The sequence below is a fragment of the Pseudomonas sp. S09G 359 genome, assembly GCF_002843605.1.
GTDB lineage: Bacteria > Pseudomonadota > Gammaproteobacteria > Pseudomonadales > Pseudomonadaceae > Aquipseudomonas.
Genome location: NZ_CP025263.1, coordinates 830857 through 847357, shown reverse-complemented (window position 1 = coordinate 847357; position 16501 = coordinate 830857). Strand labels below are relative to the sequence as shown.

Annotated in this window: 10 protein-coding genes and 2 pseudogenes; 5 read left to right on the top strand and 7 right to left on the bottom strand. The window is 61.9% G+C overall.

The window, feature by feature from the left end; translation table 11 throughout:
* Window positions 1-45 precede the first annotated feature (45 nt).
* The 3 genes and pseudogenes from CXQ82_RS31815 to CXQ82_RS03645 all read right to left on the bottom strand — a co-directional run.
* A pseudogene (locus tag CXQ82_RS31815) lies at window positions 46-477 on the bottom strand (methyl-accepting chemotaxis protein); the annotation flags it as partial.
* Between the two features lie 111 nt (window positions 478-588).
* Window positions 589-1272, bottom strand: a pseudogene (locus CXQ82_RS31810) (PAS domain-containing protein); the annotation flags it as partial.
* A gap of 194 nt (window positions 1273-1466) precedes the next feature.
* Window positions 1467-1799 (bottom strand): DUF2790 domain-containing protein, encoded by a 333-nt coding sequence (locus CXQ82_RS03645; RefSeq protein ID WP_101266242.1) that lies wholly within the window; start codon window positions 1797-1799, stop codon window positions 1467-1469.
* Between the two features lie 225 nt (window positions 1800-2024).
* Between CXQ82_RS03645 and CXQ82_RS03640 the strand changes: the two genes are divergently transcribed.
* The 3 genes from CXQ82_RS03640 (at window position 2025) to CXQ82_RS03630 (ending at window position 5734) form a co-directional block, all read left to right on the top strand.
* On the top strand, window positions 2025-3344 hold the full coding sequence (locus CXQ82_RS03640; RefSeq protein ID WP_101266239.1) for an OprD family porin: 1320 nt from the start codon (window positions 2025-2027) through the stop codon (window positions 3342-3344).
* Between the two features lie 333 nt (window positions 3345-3677).
* Window positions 3678-4352 (top strand): heavy metal response regulator transcription factor, encoded by a 675-nt coding sequence (locus CXQ82_RS03635; protein WP_101266237.1) that lies wholly within the window; start codon window positions 3678-3680, stop codon window positions 4350-4352.
* Window positions 4349-5734 (top strand): heavy metal sensor histidine kinase, encoded by a 1386-nt coding sequence (locus CXQ82_RS03630; RefSeq protein WP_101266235.1) that lies wholly within the window; start codon window positions 4349-4351, stop codon window positions 5732-5734. Before CXQ82_RS03635 ends, CXQ82_RS03630 begins: the two co-directional genes overlap by 4 nt.
* A 518-nt stretch (window positions 5735-6252) precedes the next feature.
* Here the strand turns inward: CXQ82_RS03630 and CXQ82_RS03625 are convergent.
* Genes CXQ82_RS03625 through CXQ82_RS03615 form a run of 3 tightly spaced genes read right to left on the bottom strand, consistent with a single transcriptional unit; the run spans window position 6253 to window position 11760 of the window.
* Window positions 6253-9396 (bottom strand): CusA/CzcA family heavy metal efflux RND transporter, encoded by a 3144-nt coding sequence (locus tag CXQ82_RS03625; RefSeq protein WP_101266233.1) that lies wholly within the window; start codon window positions 9394-9396, stop codon window positions 6253-6255.
* An 18-nt stretch (window positions 9397-9414) separates the two neighbouring features.
* A complete protein-coding gene (locus CXQ82_RS03620; RefSeq protein ID WP_101266231.1) occupies window positions 9415-10521 on the bottom strand; it encodes an efflux RND transporter periplasmic adaptor subunit in 1107 nt (368 codons plus the stop codon).
* Window positions 10522-10539: 18 nt separating this feature from the next.
* Entirely contained in the window at window positions 10540-11760 is a 1221-nt protein-coding gene (locus tag CXQ82_RS03615; protein ID WP_101266229.1) for a TolC family protein, read from the bottom strand.
* Between the two features lie 242 nt (window positions 11761-12002).
* Between CXQ82_RS03615 and CXQ82_RS03610 the strand changes: the two genes are divergently transcribed.
* Complete coding sequence (locus tag CXQ82_RS03610) at window positions 12003-13373, top strand: gluconate:H+ symporter (protein WP_101266227.1); 1371 nt, start codon at window positions 12003-12005, stop codon at window positions 13371-13373.
* Window positions 13374-13376: 3 nt separating this feature from the next.
* On the opposite strand, the gene CXQ82_RS03605 is transcribed toward CXQ82_RS03610, so the two are convergent.
* Entirely contained in the window at window positions 13377-14666 is a 1290-nt protein-coding gene (locus CXQ82_RS03605; RefSeq protein ID WP_101266225.1) for an MFS transporter, read from the bottom strand.
* Between the two features lie 185 nt (window positions 14667-14851).
* On the opposite strand from CXQ82_RS03605, the gene CXQ82_RS03600 reads away from it, so the two are divergent.
* On the top strand, window positions 14852-16270 hold the full coding sequence (locus CXQ82_RS03600) for a short-chain fatty acid transporter (RefSeq protein WP_101266223.1): 1419 nt from the start codon (window positions 14852-14854) through the stop codon (window positions 16268-16270).
* Window positions 16271-16501 lie beyond the last annotated feature (231 nt).

Genomic DNA, 16501 nt, shown 5'->3' with positions numbered 1-16501 from the left:
TTCACGCGAAAAAACCTACGATACCTCAAGCACAAGCCCTGTGGGTCAGCTCGACAGTTGGTTGGCGAATTGCCCTACCGCGCTCACCACTTTCTGTGCGCCATCCTGGATTTCGACGATCACCGTACCGGCTTCCGCCGCCAGGGCCAGGCCTTGTTCGGCTTGCAGGCGGCCATCGGTCATCAGGGCCACGGCGTCGCGCGCCATGTCCTGGTTCTGACGTACCACGCCGACAATTTCCTCGGTGGCTTTGCTGGTACGTGACGCCAACTGGCGAACCTCATCGGCCACTACCGCAAAACCACGCCCCTGTTCACCGGCGCGCGCCGCTTCGATGGCCGCGTTAAGCGCCAGCAAGTTGGTCTGCTCGGCAATCCCACTGATGGTCTTGACGATGGTGCCGATCACTTGGGACTGGGCGTTCAGCGCCTCGATGCCGTCGCCGGCCTGTTGCATGTGCTTGGCCAGGTCGCGCATCACATCCACCGCCTGGGTGACGACAGTGGTGCCGCGCTGGGCGCTGTTGTCGGTTTGCAGCGAGGTGCTGTAGGCAATATTGGCAGCCTCGGCGACGTCCTGTTCCCTGTTGACCTGATCGGTGATCACCGTGGCGAACTTGACCACTTTGTACAGCCGGTCATTGGCATCCAGCACCGGGTTGTAGGTAGCTTCCAGCCACACCGTGCGGCCGTGGCTGTCGGTGCGTTTGAAGCGCCCCGCAACAAATTCACCGGCATTCAAACGTTTCCAGAAGTTCTGGTACTCGGCGCTGTTGTACTCCTCCGGCGCGCAGAACATACGGTGATGTTTGCCCTGGATCTGCGCCAGGCTGTAACCCATGCCATTCAGGAAGCGGTCGTTGGCGGTGAGCACGTGCCCGCCCAGGTCGAACTCGATCACGGCCGTGGAACGCACCAGCGCGGTGATCAGGTTTTCATGCTCGCGGGAGGCCTCGATGGTGCGCGTGAGGTCGCTGGAGTAAATCGAGAAATGCCGGATGCGCCCATCCGAGCTGCGCACCGGCTGCACGATCGAGCGCAGCCAGGCCTCCTCGCCATTGCCGCGCATCAGGCGCACGGTACCGGCGAAATGTTCACCCCGCACCAGCGCATTCTTGAAGCGTTGCTGGAACTCATCCTTGCGCACGTGAGCCGGCACCAGGTCGTCAACCGGGCGCCCCAGGAGCTGGCCGCTCTGATAGACGAGCTCCTGCAGGAAGTTGGCGTTGGCCCATTCAACACGGCCTTCGGCGTCCAGCGTCAGGCACAGCATTTCACTTTCCAGGCTCTCCTTGACCTGTTGCAAGCTGGACAATTCTTCGCGAAGAGCCGATAGCTCCTGCTTCAAACGGGTGTTGAACATTGGGCACCGATGGTCATTTGGGGAGATGGGTCGACCTGCATCGGCCCTGCCACGGATTTCTGAAGAGTACTTTAGTGCCGTGCCCAACTGTTTTTTTGGATCCATTATCCGCCGTTGTTTCGGCACACGCCCATCACCTGGTACTCCAGGGTATTGAGCTTGCCACTGGAGTCTTCGTAGGTCATGCGCGAGGGCACGGGGTTGCACGACCTGATCGGCGGCGTCACGTTGACCACCTTGGCAATGTCCAGCGTCATGCCGTAGCGATAGGCCTGCACGGCGGGTGCCGGCTGGCCTCTTTTCGTGGCGTAAGCGGCCATGGCTTTCTCGTTGCGCTCCATCATCAGGGCAAAGGTGCGATCCCCCCCGCCTTCGGCCAATGCACCGAATGACAAGGTTGCGGTTAATACACCCAAAGCAATTTTATAAAATTTCATTACAGGTTCCTCGACTGAAAAGTTCAGTGACGAGACTAACCAGGCGACCCTGACGCAATATTCACGAAAAGATTACTTATTTGTTAGATACGCATAAGTTTCCAGAATTGTAATGTTCGCGCCACATCGCCGTTATTCGAGGTTTGCAACTATCAGCCCGGGCCAAATCAATAAGAACGCCCGCCTCTATAAGAAGCTGATCACTGCCAACACCGAGGAGCGAACATGAACATTGCTTATTACACCCTTCCCTTTTCATTGCTTGCCGCGCTGCCCCTGGCAGCCGTGGCGGTGGAAGACAAACCCGAAGGTTTTATCGAAGGCAGCAGCGTGAACGTGCTGGCGCGCAACTTTTACTTCAACCGCGATGACCGCAAGGGCCAGTCCAGCCCTACCGGCAATGGTTATTCTGAAGCCTGGGCGCAAGGGTTGATCGGAAAGTTCGAATCCGGCTTTACCCAGGGCACCGTGGGGTTTGGCCTGGATGCGTTTGCCATGTACGGGCTGAAACTCGACTCGGGCACCGGTCGCAGCGGCGGCAAGGGCTCGTTCGGCGTGCTGCCGGTGGACAGCGATAATCACCCCGAAGATGGCTACAGCAAAGTCGGCGGCGCGGCGAAACTGCGCGTGCTCGACACCGTGATCAAGGCCGGTGATGTGTTCCCGCTTACGCCCGTAGTGGCGTACGGCGATTCGCGTGTACTGCCGGAAAGCTTTCGAGGCGTCACCTTACAGAACACCAGCCTTGAGGGCCTGAGCCTGCAGGGCGGACGCCTGAGCGGCATGAGCCAACCCACCGAAAGCGGCATGAACAAGGGCTTTGCAACGTTCTATGCGGGCAAGGTCGACTCGCCCTGGGTCGGCTATTTCGGCGGTGAATATGCCGTCAACAAACACCTGAGCGTGAGCCTGTACAGCAGCCGCCTGAAGGACGCGTGGGACCAATACTATTTCGGCAGCGCCGCCAGTTACCCATTGAATGATGACGTCTCGTTGTTCGGCGACTTCAACTATTACAAGGCCGTGGATGAGGGCAAAAAGCTGCTAGGCGAGTTCGACAACAACATCTGGAGCGCCAGGCTCGGGGTAAAGGTCGGCGCCCACAGCCTGGCCGTATCGCACCAGCGCAACAACGGCGATGACGATTTCGATTACCTGCGCCAATCGGACTCGATCTTCCTCAACAACTCGATCCAGTACAGCGACTTCAACTCGCCCAAGGAGCGCTCGTGGATGCTGCGCTATGACCTCGACATGCAGCCATTCGGCGTCCCCGGCCTGTCATTCATGGCCCGCTACGGCCAAGGCACCGGCGCCGACTACAGCAACGCCAACGCGGTGTACATGCGCCGCGATGCGGCCGGCGACCCGCTCACCGACCAACGCCGCTGGGAACGGGATATAGAAGCCAAATATGTAGTGCAGGGCGGAAATCTCAAGGATTTATCATTCCGGCTTCGCCAGGCAACGGTACGCTCAAGTGCATTTGAATCCGACCTGGAAGAAGTTCGAGTGATTGTCGAATACCCACTGGCGATTCTTTAAGTTGCGCTTACATTCACGCTACAACTGTTAACAAGTTGAAGTCTGTCAGAACTGTAATATTGGGCTCACGCTGCCGTTAAGTTGCACTTTTATACTGCGCGTAGAACACACCTCATCTCTGCGGCTTTTGTGAAGCTCCTTTGGAACAGAGATGATTTTTACGCCCCGCATGGGGCGTTTTTTTTGCGCGTCGGCTCAGCGACCAATCGCCGCACCCGGCTTGACCCTGAAGCGACTTCAACGTTCAGAGTCCAACGCCCCGAACGTTCATAAAGCCCACTTAATGCCTCTATGAGGTCATGCCCGTTTCGTTTCCCTTGAAGGTAATTCCCTATGCGTATCCTTGTGGTTGAGGACGAGCAGAAAACCGCCGACTACTTGCAGCAAGGCCTGACCGAAAGTGGTTACGTCGTCGACTGCGCCGCCAGCGGCATCGATGGCCTGCACCTGGCCAGGCAGCACACCTATGAACTGGTGATCCTCGACGTGAACCTGCCCAACACCGATGGTTGGGAGGTGCTGGAACAACTGCGCCGCGACGGCAACCAGCGCGTGATGATGCTGACCGCACGCGGGCGCCTGGCCGACAAGATCAAGGGCCTGGACATGGGCGCCGATGATTACCTGGTCAAGCCCTTCGAGTTCCCTGAACTACTGGCCCGCGTGCGCACCTTGTTGCGGCGCAGCGAACATATCCCCCTGCCGGACGTGCTGCGCGTCTCGGACCTGGAGCTGGACCCGCGCCGGCATCGCGCCTACCGCGGCAGCCGGCGCATCGACCTGACCACCAAGGAGTTCGCACTGCTGCATGTACTGATGCGCCAGACCGGCGAGGTGATGACCCGTACACAAATCATTTCGCTGGTGTGGGACATGAACTTCGATTGCGACACCAACGTGGTGGAAGTGTCCATCAGCCGCCTGCGCGGCAAAGTCGATGACCAGAGCGAGGTCAAGCTGATCCACACCATTCGCGGCGTGGGTTATGTGCTGGAGGCGCGCCAATGAGGACCAGCAGCCTGTCGATGCGCCTGGGGCTGACGGTCAGTCTGATGGGCGCAGGCCTGGTCGTGCTGCTCGCCACACTTGCCTACCTGGCCTTGACCCACGAGCTGGAAAACCTCGCGCGCAAAGGCCTGGAAAACAAGATGGAGCAGATCCAGCACAGCCTTACGCAGGACCTGAGCCTGCAACGCATCGCCGCGCGCCCCCATTCGCTGCTGGACCTGGTGATGGGCCATGACAATTTCTACCTGACCATCATCGGCCCACCGCCAGCCGCCGACGTACTGCTCAGCATCGGCGCCAAGCCGCAGATCCCCTTGATGCTCGACTTCACCGCTAACGAGTCCCTCAGTTACCTGAACTGGGCAGACGGCGAAGGCAACCAGATCCTCAGCGCCGCGCGCCTGATTCCCCTGCGCAACGGAGACAAGGTGCGGGTGCTGCTGTCGCTCAACCGCGCCGACGATCAAGCATTGCTCAGTGCCTACTTGCGCTCCACGGTGATCGCCCTGCCGATGTTGCTGATCCTGATCGGCATGGGGGCCTGGTGGCTGGTGCAACGCGGGCTTGCGCCGCTGCAGCAATTCAGCCGGGTGGCGGCCAAGGTCAGCACCCAGGACCTGACCCATCGCCTGTCGCTGGACAACCTGCCCAAGGAGTTGGGCGAGTTGGCCCAAGGCATCAATTTCATGCTGCATCGCCTGGACGCGGGGGTGCAGCAGCTGTCGCAGTTCTCCGACGACCTGGCCCACGAACTGCGCGCGCCCTTGACCAACCTGATGGGCAAGGCCCAGGTGACGCTCTCTCGCGAACGCCCCTCGGAGGCATACAAGGCCGGGCTGGAATCCTGTACCGAGGAAATGGAGCGCCTGTCGCGCATCGTCTCCGACATGCTGTTTCTGGCGCAGGTCAGCCACCCGGCGGCGCGGGCTGGGTTTGGCCACGTGTCGTTGGGCGAGGAAGCGCAGCGGGTGATGGAATTGTTTGCCCTGAGCGCCGAGGATAAACACGTCACGCTCAGCCTGAGCGGCGACGCCTCAGTGACGGGCGACCGCCTGATGATCCAGCGCGCGATTTCCAACCTGCTGTCCAACGCCATTCGCCATACCCCTGAAGGCTCCACGGTTTTGCTGCGGGTGGAAACCTATGAACAACGCGTGTCGCTGTCGGTCGGTAACCCGGGCCGAGGTATCGAAGCCCACCACCTGCCGCACCTGTTCGAACGCTTTTACCGCGCCGACAGCAGCCGCACCCGCGCCGAAGGGGGCACCGGCCTGGGGCTGGCGATTGTGCAGTCGATCATGCACCTGCATCAGGGGCATGCCGACGTGAGCAGCCAGCCCGGGCGCTTTACGCGCTTCAGCCTGGCATTTCCCCTTCCCTGACCGTATAGCTTTCTGTGGCGAGCGGGCTTGTCGAATCGTCGCACCAGCAGCCCCTCCAAAAGCCAATGCGCTGTGTCAGGCACTCATCAGGGGGAAGTCTTGGGGCTGCTTCGCAGCCCAACGCGGCGGTGCGACGATTCGACAAGCCCGCTCGCCACAAAAAGGCAGCCCACTTTGCCTTCCGTCGCCGGCTGTTTCTCTGCTGATATACGCAATTCCAACGCAATAAACACACCTCAACGTGGCGAGCGGGCTTGCCCGCGTTGGGCTGCGCAGCAGCCCCTCTAAAGGCCAATAAGTTGTGTCAGGTGCTCCTTAGCGGTAGGTCTTGGGGCTGCTTCGCAGCCCAACGCGGGCAAGCCCGCTCGCCACAAAAAGGCAGCCCACTTTGCCTTCCGTCGCTGGATGTTTCTCTGCTGATATGCGCAATTCCGACGCAATAAACACACCTCAACGTGGCGAGCGGGCTTGCCCGCGTTGGGCTGCGCAGCAGCCCCTCTAAAGGCCAACAAGTTGTGTCAGGTGCTTTCCTCTTCCTTGCGATGCGCCCACTGGTACAACGCCGGCAACACCAGCAACGTCAGTAACGTCGAGGAAATAATCCCGCCGATCACCACCGTCGCCAACGGGCGCTGCACTTCGGCGCCGGTGCCGGCGGCCAGGGCCATGGGGATAAACCCGAGGGAGGCCACCAGCGCCGTCATCAATACCGGGCGTAGCCGGGTCAGTGCGCCTTCGTTGATCGCCACCGATAACGACCGCCCTTCCTCGCGCAGGTTACGGATGAACGCGATCATCACCAACCCGTTCAGCACCGCCACGCCAGACAGTGCAATAAAGCCCACCCCCGCCGAGATCGACAGCGGAATATCCCGCAGCCACAAGGCCATGATCCCACCGGTGAGCGCGAACGGAATCCCGGTAAACACCAGCAGTCCGTCCTTGAGGTTGTTGAACATCATGAACAGCAAGCCGAACACCAGCAGCAAGGCCACCGGCACCACGATGCGCAAACGCTCGGACGCCTCCTTCAACTGCTCGAACTGGCCGCCCCAGGTGGTCCAATAACCCGCCGGCACTTTCACCTGCGCGGTAATCGCCGCTTCAGCCTCCGCCACAAACGAGCCGATATCGCGCCCGCGCACGTTGGCGCTGACGATCACCAGGCGCTTGCCATTCTCGCGGCTGATCTGGTTGGGACCGAGTACCAGGTCCAGGCTTGCGACCTGGGACAAGGCGATAAACCCCAACTGCCCGGATGCATTACCCGCCAGCGCCGGCACCGGAATCAGCAACCGCGACAGGCCGTCGATATCGGTGCGCAGCGCGTCAGACAAACGCACAACCATATCGAAACGGCGGTCACCTTCATACAAGGTCCCGGCCTGACGCCCACCGACCGCGACGGCAATGGTGTCCTGCACATCGCCAACATTCAGGCCAAACCGCGCGGCCTTGTCGCGATCGATATTGATGGTCAGCACCGGCAGGCCGGAGGTCTGCTCCACCTTGACTTCCGAGGCGCCTTCGAGCTTTTCCAGGGTCTCGGCGATTTCCCCGGCGGTGCTGTTGAGCACGCTCATATCATCGCCGAACACCTTCACCGCCACGTCGCTGCGCACACCGGAAATCAGCTCATTGAAGCGCAGCTGGATCGGCTGCGACAGTTCATACGCACTGCCCGGCACAATCGCACTGGCGCGCTGAATATCGGCGATCAGCGTTTCGCGGGATTTCTTCGGATCCGGCCACTGTTCCTTGGGCTTGAGCATCACATAGCTGTCGGAAATATTCGGCGGCATCGGGTCGGAGGCGATTTCCGCCGTGCCGGTCCGCGCAAACACCCGCTCGATTTCCGGCACCTGGGCCATCAGGGTTTTTTCCAACTGCTGCTGCATTTGCACCGATTGCGTGAGGCTGGTGCCAGGCACGCGCAAGGCCTGTTGGGCGAAGTCGCCTTCACTAAGGCTGGGGATAAATTCGCTGCCCATGCGGCTGGCCACTACCCCCGACGCCACGATGCTCAACACGGCGAGGCCAAACACCAGCGGGCGGCGTGCCATCACCCAATCCAGCACCGGCGCGTAGGCCCGGCGCGCGGTGCGCATCACCAGGTTTTCTTCTTCCTTGACCTTGCCGGTGACAAACAGCGCAATCGCCGCCGGCACGAAAGTCACCGACAGAATCATCGCACCGAGCAAGGCGATGACCACCGTGAAAGCCATGGGATGGAACATCTTCCCGGCCACGCCGGTGAGAGCGAAGATCGGCAGGTACACCACCATGATGATCAGTTGCCCAAAGATCAGCGCGCGGCGCGCTTCCTTGGCGGCGGCGAACACTTCGTGCAGGCGCTCGCTGCGGGTCAGCAGGCGACCGTGACGCTGCTGCGCATGGGCCAGGCGGCGGATGGCGTTCTCAACGATCACCACCGCACCGTCGACGATAATCCCGAAATCCAGCGCACCGAGACTCATCAGGTTGGCGCTGACTTTATTGGTGAACATCCCGGTAAACGTGAACAGCATTGCCAGCGGAATCACCATCGCAGTAATCAGCGCTGCACGGATATTGCCGAGGAACAGGAACAGCACCGCGACCACCAGCAGCGCGCCTTCGAAGAGGTTCGTCTTGACGGTTGCGATGGCTTTTTCGACGAGGTTGGTGCGGTCATAAACGGTAACGGCCACCACGCCTTCGGGCAGCGAGCGGTTGATGACGTCGAGTTTTTTTGCCACTGCCTGGGACACGCTGCGGCTGTTTTCGCCGATCAACATAAACACCGTGCCCAGCACCACTTCACGGCCGTTTTCGGTGGCGGCACCGGTACGCAGCTCACGGCCGATTTCAACCTGCGCCACATTGCGCACACGGATCGGCGTGCCATCCGCGCTGGTGATGACAATATTGGCAATATCATCCATCGAGGCCACTTGCCCCGGCGCACGAATCAGCAGCTGTTCGCCGCTGCGTTCGATATAGCCCGCACCGACGTTGGCGTTGTTGCGCTCAAGCGCGGTCACCAAGTCTGTCAGGGTCAGGTTGTAGGCCGCCAGGCGCTTGGGGTCGGGGGCGATCTGGTATTCCTTGGCGAACCCACCGATGGTGTTGATCTCGGCCACGCCCGGCACGTTGCGCAGTTGCGGCTTGATGATCCAGTCCTGGATCACCCGCAGGTCCGTCGGGGTGTAGGGCGTGCCATCCTCCTTGAGTGCGCCCTCTTTGGCCTCCACGGTCCACAGGAAAATCTCCCCCAGGCCGGTGGAAATCGGCCCCATCTGCGTGTCGATGCCGACCGGCAATTGGTCACGGGCCACTTGCAGGCGCTCGTTGACCAGTTGGCGCGCGAAGAACAGGTCGGTGCCATCCTTGAAAATCACCGTAACCTGGGACAAGCCCGAGCGCGACAGCGAGCGGGTCTGCTGCATGCCCGGCAGACCGGCCATGGCGGTCTCGATGGGAAAGGTGATGCGCTGCTCGGTTTCCAGCGGCGAAAAACCGGCCGCCGACGAGTTGATCTGCACCTGCACATTGGTGATGTCGGGCACCGCGTCGATGGGCAATTTCTGATAGCTGGCGATGCCGACACCGGCCATCAGCAGCACCGCCAGCAACACAATGATGCGTTGCTCAATGGCGAATTGGATTAGGCGCTCAAACATGGGGAATCACTCGCAGGATCAATGGGCGTGCTCGGCCGAGCCCTTGCCCAGTTCGGACTTGAGGATGAAGCTGCCGACGGTCGCCACCTGCGCCCCGGCCTCAAGGCCCTGGCGCACTTCGACGTAGCCGTCTTCACTCACGCCCAGTTCGAGATGGCGGGTCACGAAACCGTGCTCGGTGCGTACGAACACTGAGGGTTTGTCCTCGACCGTCTGGATCGCGTCCAGCGGCACGGTGACCTTGGCCTGGTAGGTGTCGGTGGCCAGTTGCACACTCACAAACAGTCCCGGGCGCCAGGCGTCGTTTGGGTTGGGCACGGTTACGCGCACGGTGGCGGTACGGGTCTGCTCGCCGAGCAGGCTGCCGACATAGGCCACGGTGCCGAGCACTTCGGTGCCCATTTCGGCGGAGCTGACTTTCACCGGTTTACCCACTCGAACCTTGTTCAAGTCCTTGGGAAAAACCCCGAAGGTGACCCACACCTGGGACAAATCCGAGAGCGTGAAGGCATTGCTGGTTTCGCTGACAACCTCGCCGACACCCAGGTGCTTTTCCACCACCACGCCGGCAAATGGCGCACGCAATTCATAACGATTGCCACCGACCAATACCGCGCTGCCACTGAGCGCAGTCATCTTTTGGCGGGCGTTGTTCAGGGCGATTTCAGCTTCCTGCAAGGTCTGGCGCGCCAGCAGGTAATCCTGCTCGGCAGAGATCTGGTCCTTCCACAGCTGGCGTTCGCGCTGGAAGGTGGTGCGCGCCAATTCGACCCGGCGCTCGCTGGCCGCCAGCTCGCTGCGCTGGTCGGAAATCTGCTGGCTGGCGATCACCGCCAACACCTCGCCTTTCTTCACCGACTGGCCGAGGTTGACCTTCACCGCCTCCACCACACCGGCCGCACGCGGCACGATATGTGAGGTTCGGTCCTCATCGAAACGCACCTCGCCCGGCAGCGTCAGCAGTGTGCTGATCGCGCGGGGTTGGGCCTGGGCGAGCTGAATACCGGCGGCCTGAATCTGCTGCTCGGTCAGTTCAAGTTCGCCCTCTTCTTCCTCGGCAAGTGCGGCACCAGACAGCATCAGGCCCAGGGCGAGGGCAAGCGCCACGCCGTGTCGTTTGTTCATAAGGCACTCCAGAAAAAATCAAAACCGGGCGAGGTCGCCGTAAATCCGTTCGATACGCACCCAGGCGTCGGTGGCCTGGGCGGTCGCCGTGAGGTATTGGTTGCGTGCGGCAATCAAGGTGCGCTGAGCGTCGAGCACATCGAGGAAGTTGAACTTGCCCATCTCGAAACCACGGGTGGCGCTGTCCACCGCGCTTTGGGCGGCGGGCAGGATCTGTAGGTTGAACGCGAGCACTTCGGTGTTGGCGGTTTGCCACAGGTCCAGGGCCTGGCGGGTTTCGGTGCGCAGGCGCAGCTCGGTGGCGTTGCGCAGGTCGCGTGCCTGGTCGGCGCGGCGGCTGGCCGCGAGCACATTGCCCTGGTTGCGGTTGAACAGCGGGATCGGCATCGACACGCCCACCAGGTTCACGCGCTCGCGCACGCTGGCGTCGTACTGGCTGCCAATGGACACATCGAGGTCGGGAATGCGCTGGGCTTTTTCCAGGCCCACGCTGGCTTCGCTTTGCAGGATTTGCAGTTCGGCCAGCCGCACTTCCACGGTCTGCTCAAGGCGCGCCAGCAGTTGCGCAGCAGCCGGCAGGGGCGGCGCGGATTGGCGTTGTGTCGCCACCGCCTGGAAGTCCGGCGCGGCGCTGCCGGTGCTGGCGGCGAGGCGGCGGTAGGCGTCGGTAAGGCCGATCTGGGCGCGGTTCAGCTCCAGACGAATTTCCGAGAGCTGGACCTGGGCGCGCGTGGCTTCCACCGGCGAAGCTTTACCAGCAGTGACGCGCCCCTTGGCGACCACCAGGCCGCGCTCGGCCAAGGCCAGCGAGCGTTGCGCCAGGTCGAGGCGCTCCTGGGCACGCAGGGCGCTGTAGTAGCTGTCGATCACCTCGGCGCGCAACAGGTTGCGGCGCTGCTCCAGGGTCAGCGCGGCGGCGTCCTGGCCACGGGTGGCCACGTCAATGCGCGCGCCGCGTTTACCGCCCAGTTCCAGGCTCTGGCTGAGTTTGATGCTGGTGGTGCGGCTGTTGCGCCGGGTGTCTTCGACGTCCCAGGAGGCCACCGGGTTGGGGATCAAACCCGCCTGCTGGCGAGCGCCTTGGGCGATGTCGATTTCCCATTGCGCCGCCGCCAGGTCGGGGTTGTTGGCAAACGCGCTTTGCAGGGCTGAATCGAGGGTCAAGGTTTGCGCCTGGGCAGCACTGACTGCGCCCCATAACAGGCCGGCCAGCAGAAGATTTTTAACCGAAGTTGGCATAACAAGAGTTCCACGCCGAGAAAGTCCAAGCGAGGGCAATGTAGCGTTCACGACCTATCAGGGCGGTGGAGCAAAGATTACAAATCCGACAGCAACGGCTCTGCGGCCGGCGTGCCGGCGCTGCAACGTTGATCGCACCAAAACGGTACATAAGCACTTGGCCATTGCGGGATCAGGTATGCTTTTTCGACAGGAAACAAAAAGAAACAATTTTCCCAACCTGTTCGATAAGGAGTCCCGTTTTGGAGTTATCGACTGCCGCGTGGATGGTTCACGACACCCGCCTCATGCTCTGCGTTCTGCTGGCCATCGCCAGCATCATTGTGCTGATCAGCGCGACCAAGCTGCCGCCGTTCCTGTCCATCCTGATCGGCACTTTTATCGCTGGCGTCGGCGCCGGCTTGCCGCCGGAAGAAGTCGCCAAGGCGTTCAGCAAAGGCGCTGGGGCGATCCTCGGTGAGGCCGGGATCATCATCGCCCTGGGCTCGATGCTCGGCGCGTTGATGGCCGAATCCGGCGCGGCCGATCGCATCGCCACCACCTTGCTCGGGTTGGGCAAGGGCAAGTCATTGCCGTGGGTAATGGCACTGGTGGCCATGGTGATCGGCTTGCCGCTGTTCTTCGAAGTGGGCCTGGTGATGATGGTGCCGATCATCTTTGTGATGGCTAAACGTTCGAACCAGCCGCTGCTGAAAATCGCCATCCCGGCGCTGGCCGGCATGACCACCCTGCACGCCCTGATGCCACCGCATCCTGGGCCGCTGATTGCGGTGGGCGCGCTGCACGCCGACCTGGGCCTGACCATGTTGCTGGGCTTTTGCCTGGCGGTACCGGCGGTGATCCTGGCCGGGCCGATCTACGGTAACTGGCTGTCCAAGCGCCTGCACGTGGACGAGCCGGCCGACATCGGCGCGCTGTTCAGCGCACCGCCCAAAGCGCCGCGCCAGCCGAGTTTTGGCGTGTCGTTGCTGATCATTCTGTTGCCGGTGATTCTGATGTTGGGCAGCACCTTGGCCAAAGTCGCCCTGCCAGCCGAAAGCAGCGTGGGCCTGGTGCTGAAATTCCTTGGCGAGCCGCTGATAGCCCTCGGCCTGGCCGTGATCGCCGCCGTGATCTGCCTGGGCTGGGCCGCCGGCATGCCACGCGCCGAAGTCGGCAACACCCTGCGCAAGGCCCTCGCGCCCATCGCCGTGCTGCTGCTGACCATCGGTGCCGGCGGCGGCCTCAAGCAAACCCTGCTGGACGCCGGCGTAAGCCAGACCATCAGTAAGGTTGCCGAAGGCGCACACATGCCGTACCTGCTGCTGGCCTGGTTGATTGCCGTAGCCCTGCGCCAGGCCACCGGCTCGGCCACCGTCGCCACTACCACGACGGCAGGCATTCTCGCGCCGATGATGGCCGGGCTGGCCGCCACCCAGAGTTCACTGGTGGCGCTGGCCATCGGCGCCGGCTCGGTGTTCTTCTGCCACGTCAACGACGCCGGGTTCTGGATGGTGCGTGAGTACTTCGGCTTGCAGTTGAAGCAGACAATCTGGGTGTGGTCGGTGTTACAGACGATTGTTTCAGTGGTCGGGCTGGTCGGTACGCTGGTGCTGTGGCATTTCCTGACCTGAGCCCTAGGCAGCCAGGGTGTGGCGCTTACCAAACAGCGCCACACTCACCACCCCCACCGCGCCCATCACCACGCAATAACCCACGCAAATCCACGGGCTGGTCGGCATCAACGCGATCAGCATCAACGGTGTAGTACTCGCCCATAACGCATAGGCGATGTTGTAGGTGAAGGAAATCCCCGACACCCGCACCTGCGCCGGAAACAGCCCGACCATCACCGACGGCACCGCGCCCACCACCCCGCAGCTCAAGCCGGCCACGGCATACGCCGCGCCCAGCCACACGCCACCGCTGATCAGGCTGGCATACAGCAGCGCAATGCCCACCGGCAGCAACAGGCTGTAGACCATTACCGCGCGCCAGGCACCGATGCGGTCCACCAACAGGCCGGCGAGCACGCAACCGATATTCAGGAAGACGATGCCCAGTGCGCTCAAGGCGAAGGTGTGGCTGGGGCTCATGCCGAAGGTTTTCTGCATCATGGTCGGGGTGATGACCACGAGAACCACCACCGCCGAGGTGAGCACGCAGGTGAGGATCATTGCCGGCAGCAGCACCGCGCGATGGTCGCGCAGCACGGTGCGCAACGGCAGTTCGGCGGAGGCCTGGCGGCGGGCCTGCATTTCGAGGAACACTGGGGTTTCGCTGAGCCAGCGGCGCAGCCACACGCCGATCACGCCGAACACTCCGCCGAGCAGGAAGGGAAAACGCCAGGCGTAATCGAGGATTTCCGCCGGGGTGAAGACCTGCGCCAGCAGCGTCGCGGTGAGTGCGCCAAGCAGGTAGCCGAAGGTCAGGCCGGCCTGCAGGAAGCCCAGGGCATAGCCACGGTGGTTACGCGGTGCGTGCTCGGCCACGAAGGTCCAGGCGCTGGGCACTTCGCCGCCCACCGCGGCGCCTTGCAGCACACGCAGTGCGAGTAGGATCAGCGGTGCGAAATAACCGATTTGCGCGTAGGTGGGCATGATCCCGATCAGCAGGCAAGGCAAGGCCATCATCAGGATGCTCAAGCTGAATACACGCTTGCGCCCCAGGTGATCGGCAAAGTGCGCCATCAGGATGCCGCCCAGGGGGCGCGCGAGGTAGCCAGTCACGAAGATCCCGAAGCTTTGCAGCAGGCGCAGCCACTCAGGCATTTCCGGCGGGAAAAACAGTTGGCTGAGGGTCAGCGCAAAGAATACGAAAATAATGAAGTCGTAGATTTCCAGGGCACCGCCCAGGGCAGCCAGGCCCAGGGTTTTGTAGTCGGAGCGGGAAAAACGCTGCGCCTGAGGAACAGAGGTGGCAGTCATGAAGAGGCTCGGCAGACAAACAAAATGGCGTGCAGGTTATGAGCTGCGCCGGATGATGGCAATCACAGCAGATATATTTGTTTTCCTCATGGATCGATGAAGATAACTGCATTCCCATATCAATGGCCGAGGAGGAACATGCGCGCAAACTGCCCCTCACATAATAAATACAAGAGGTACGACTCGTGGCCGATGCTATCGAAGAAAGCCGCTATGCCCGATTTGCCCTGCGTTGCTCCAACTTCGCTGAGCGCTGGTTCCCTGACTCCTGGGTGTTCGCCGCCCTCGCCGTGATCATCGTGGCCGTGGCGACCCTGGGCATGGGCGCCGCACCGACCGAGGCCGCCAAGGCCTTTGGCGATGGGTTCTGGAGCCTGATCCCGTTCACCATGCAAATGGCCTTCGTGGTGATCGGCGGGTATGTGGTCGCCAGTTCGCCACCGGCGGTAAAGCTGATTGACCGCCTGGCGCGCATCCCCAAGAACGGCCGCTCCGCCGTGGCCTGGGTGGCGTTGATTTCCATGCTGGCGTCCCTGCTCAACTGGGGCCTGTCCCTGGTGTTCGGCGGTTTGCTGGTGCGTGCACTGGCCCGTCGTACGGATTTGCGCATGGATTACCGCGCGGCGGGGGCTGCGGCGTATTTAGGCCTGGGGGCCGTATGGGCATTGGGGTTGTCGTCGTCGGCCGCCCAGTTGCAGGCCAACCCGGCCAGCTTGCCGCCGTCGATCCTGTCGATCACCGGGATGATCCCGTTCACCGAGACTATCTTCCTGTGGCAATCCGGCGTGCTGTTGCTGGCGCTGATCGTGGTATCGCTGATCATCGCCTACGCCACCGCTCCCGGCCCGAACAGCGCCCGTGACGCCAAGGCCTGCGGCGTCGACCCGGCCTTCAACCTGCCCAAACCGCAAGCACCGACCCGCCCGGGCGAATGGCTCGAACACAGCCCATTGCTGACCATCCTGCTCGCGCTGTTGGCGGCCGGCTGGTTGTTCCATGAGTTCTCGACCAAGCCGGCGATCAGCGCCATCTCGGGGCTCAACACCTACAACTTCCTGTTCATCATGGTCGGCGCCCTGCTGCACTGGCGCCCGCGCAGCTTCCTTGACGCCGTGGCCCGCGCCGTGCCCACCACCACCGGCGTGCTGATCCAGTTCCCGTTGTATGGCTCGATCGCCGCGTTGATGACCGTGGTCAAGGGCGGTGACGGCCAGACCCTGGCGCACCACATCTCGACCTTCTTCACCTCCATCGCCTCCCACGACACCTACGCGCTGCTGATGGGCGTGTACTCGGCGGTGCTGGGGTTCTTTATCCCGTCGGGCGGCGGCAAGTGGATCATCGAAGCGCCTTACGTGATGCAAGTGGCCAACGACCTGCAATACCACCTGGGCTGGGCCGTGCAGATCTATAACGCCGCCGAGGCGCTGCCGAACCTGATCAACCCGTTCTATATGTTGCCGCTGCTGGGGGTGCTGGGGCTCAAGGCGCGGGACTTGATCGGGTTTTCGTTTGTGCAGTTACTGGTGCACACGCCGCTGGTGTTGTTTTTGCTGTGGGCGCTGGGGACGACGTTGAAGTATTTGCCGCCCGTCATGCCATAACGCAGTCAGTGTGGGAGCGGGCTTGCTCGCGAAAGCGGTATGTCAGCAAGACATGTGCTGAATGATCCACCGCCTTCGCGAGCAAGCCCGCTCCCACATTTATATCTGCGCCGCTTTTCTGACGAGACGCGTGGGACTTTCCCGCTCCCAACAACCGCCAGCGCCGACTTCGCCCACCCACACCTTTGATTAACCTGTCTCGGATAACTCCTCACCCCACCCAAGGAACAT

Excerpts from the sequence above, each read along its gene's own strand:
- CXQ82_RS03620 (WP_101266231.1), bottom strand. The coding sequence starts at position 10,521 with ATGAACAAACGACACGGCGTGGCGCTTGCCCTCGCCCTGGGCCTGATG.
- CXQ82_RS03640 (WP_101266239.1), top strand. The coding sequence starts at position 2,025 with ATGAACATTGCTTATTACACCCTTCCCTTTTCATTGCTTGCCGCGCTG.
- CXQ82_RS03605 (WP_101266225.1), bottom strand. The coding sequence starts at position 14,666 with ATGACTGCCACCTCTGTTCCTCAGGCGCAGCGTTTTTCCCGCTCCGAC.
- CXQ82_RS03625 (WP_101266233.1), bottom strand. The coding sequence starts at position 9,396 with ATGTTTGAGCGCCTAATCCAATTCGCCATTGAGCAACGCATCATTGTG.
- CXQ82_RS03635 (WP_101266237.1), top strand. The coding sequence starts at position 3,678 with ATGCGTATCCTTGTGGTTGAGGACGAGCAGAAAACCGCCGACTACTTG.
- CXQ82_RS03645 (WP_101266242.1), bottom strand. The coding sequence starts at position 1,799 with ATGAAATTTTATAAAATTGCTTTGGGTGTATTAACCGCAACCTTGTCA.
- CXQ82_RS03630 (WP_101266235.1), top strand. The coding sequence starts at position 4,349 with ATGAGGACCAGCAGCCTGTCGATGCGCCTGGGGCTGACGGTCAGTCTG.
- CXQ82_RS03615 (WP_101266229.1), bottom strand. The coding sequence starts at position 11,760 with ATGCCAACTTCGGTTAAAAATCTTCTGCTGGCCGGCCTGTTATGGGGC.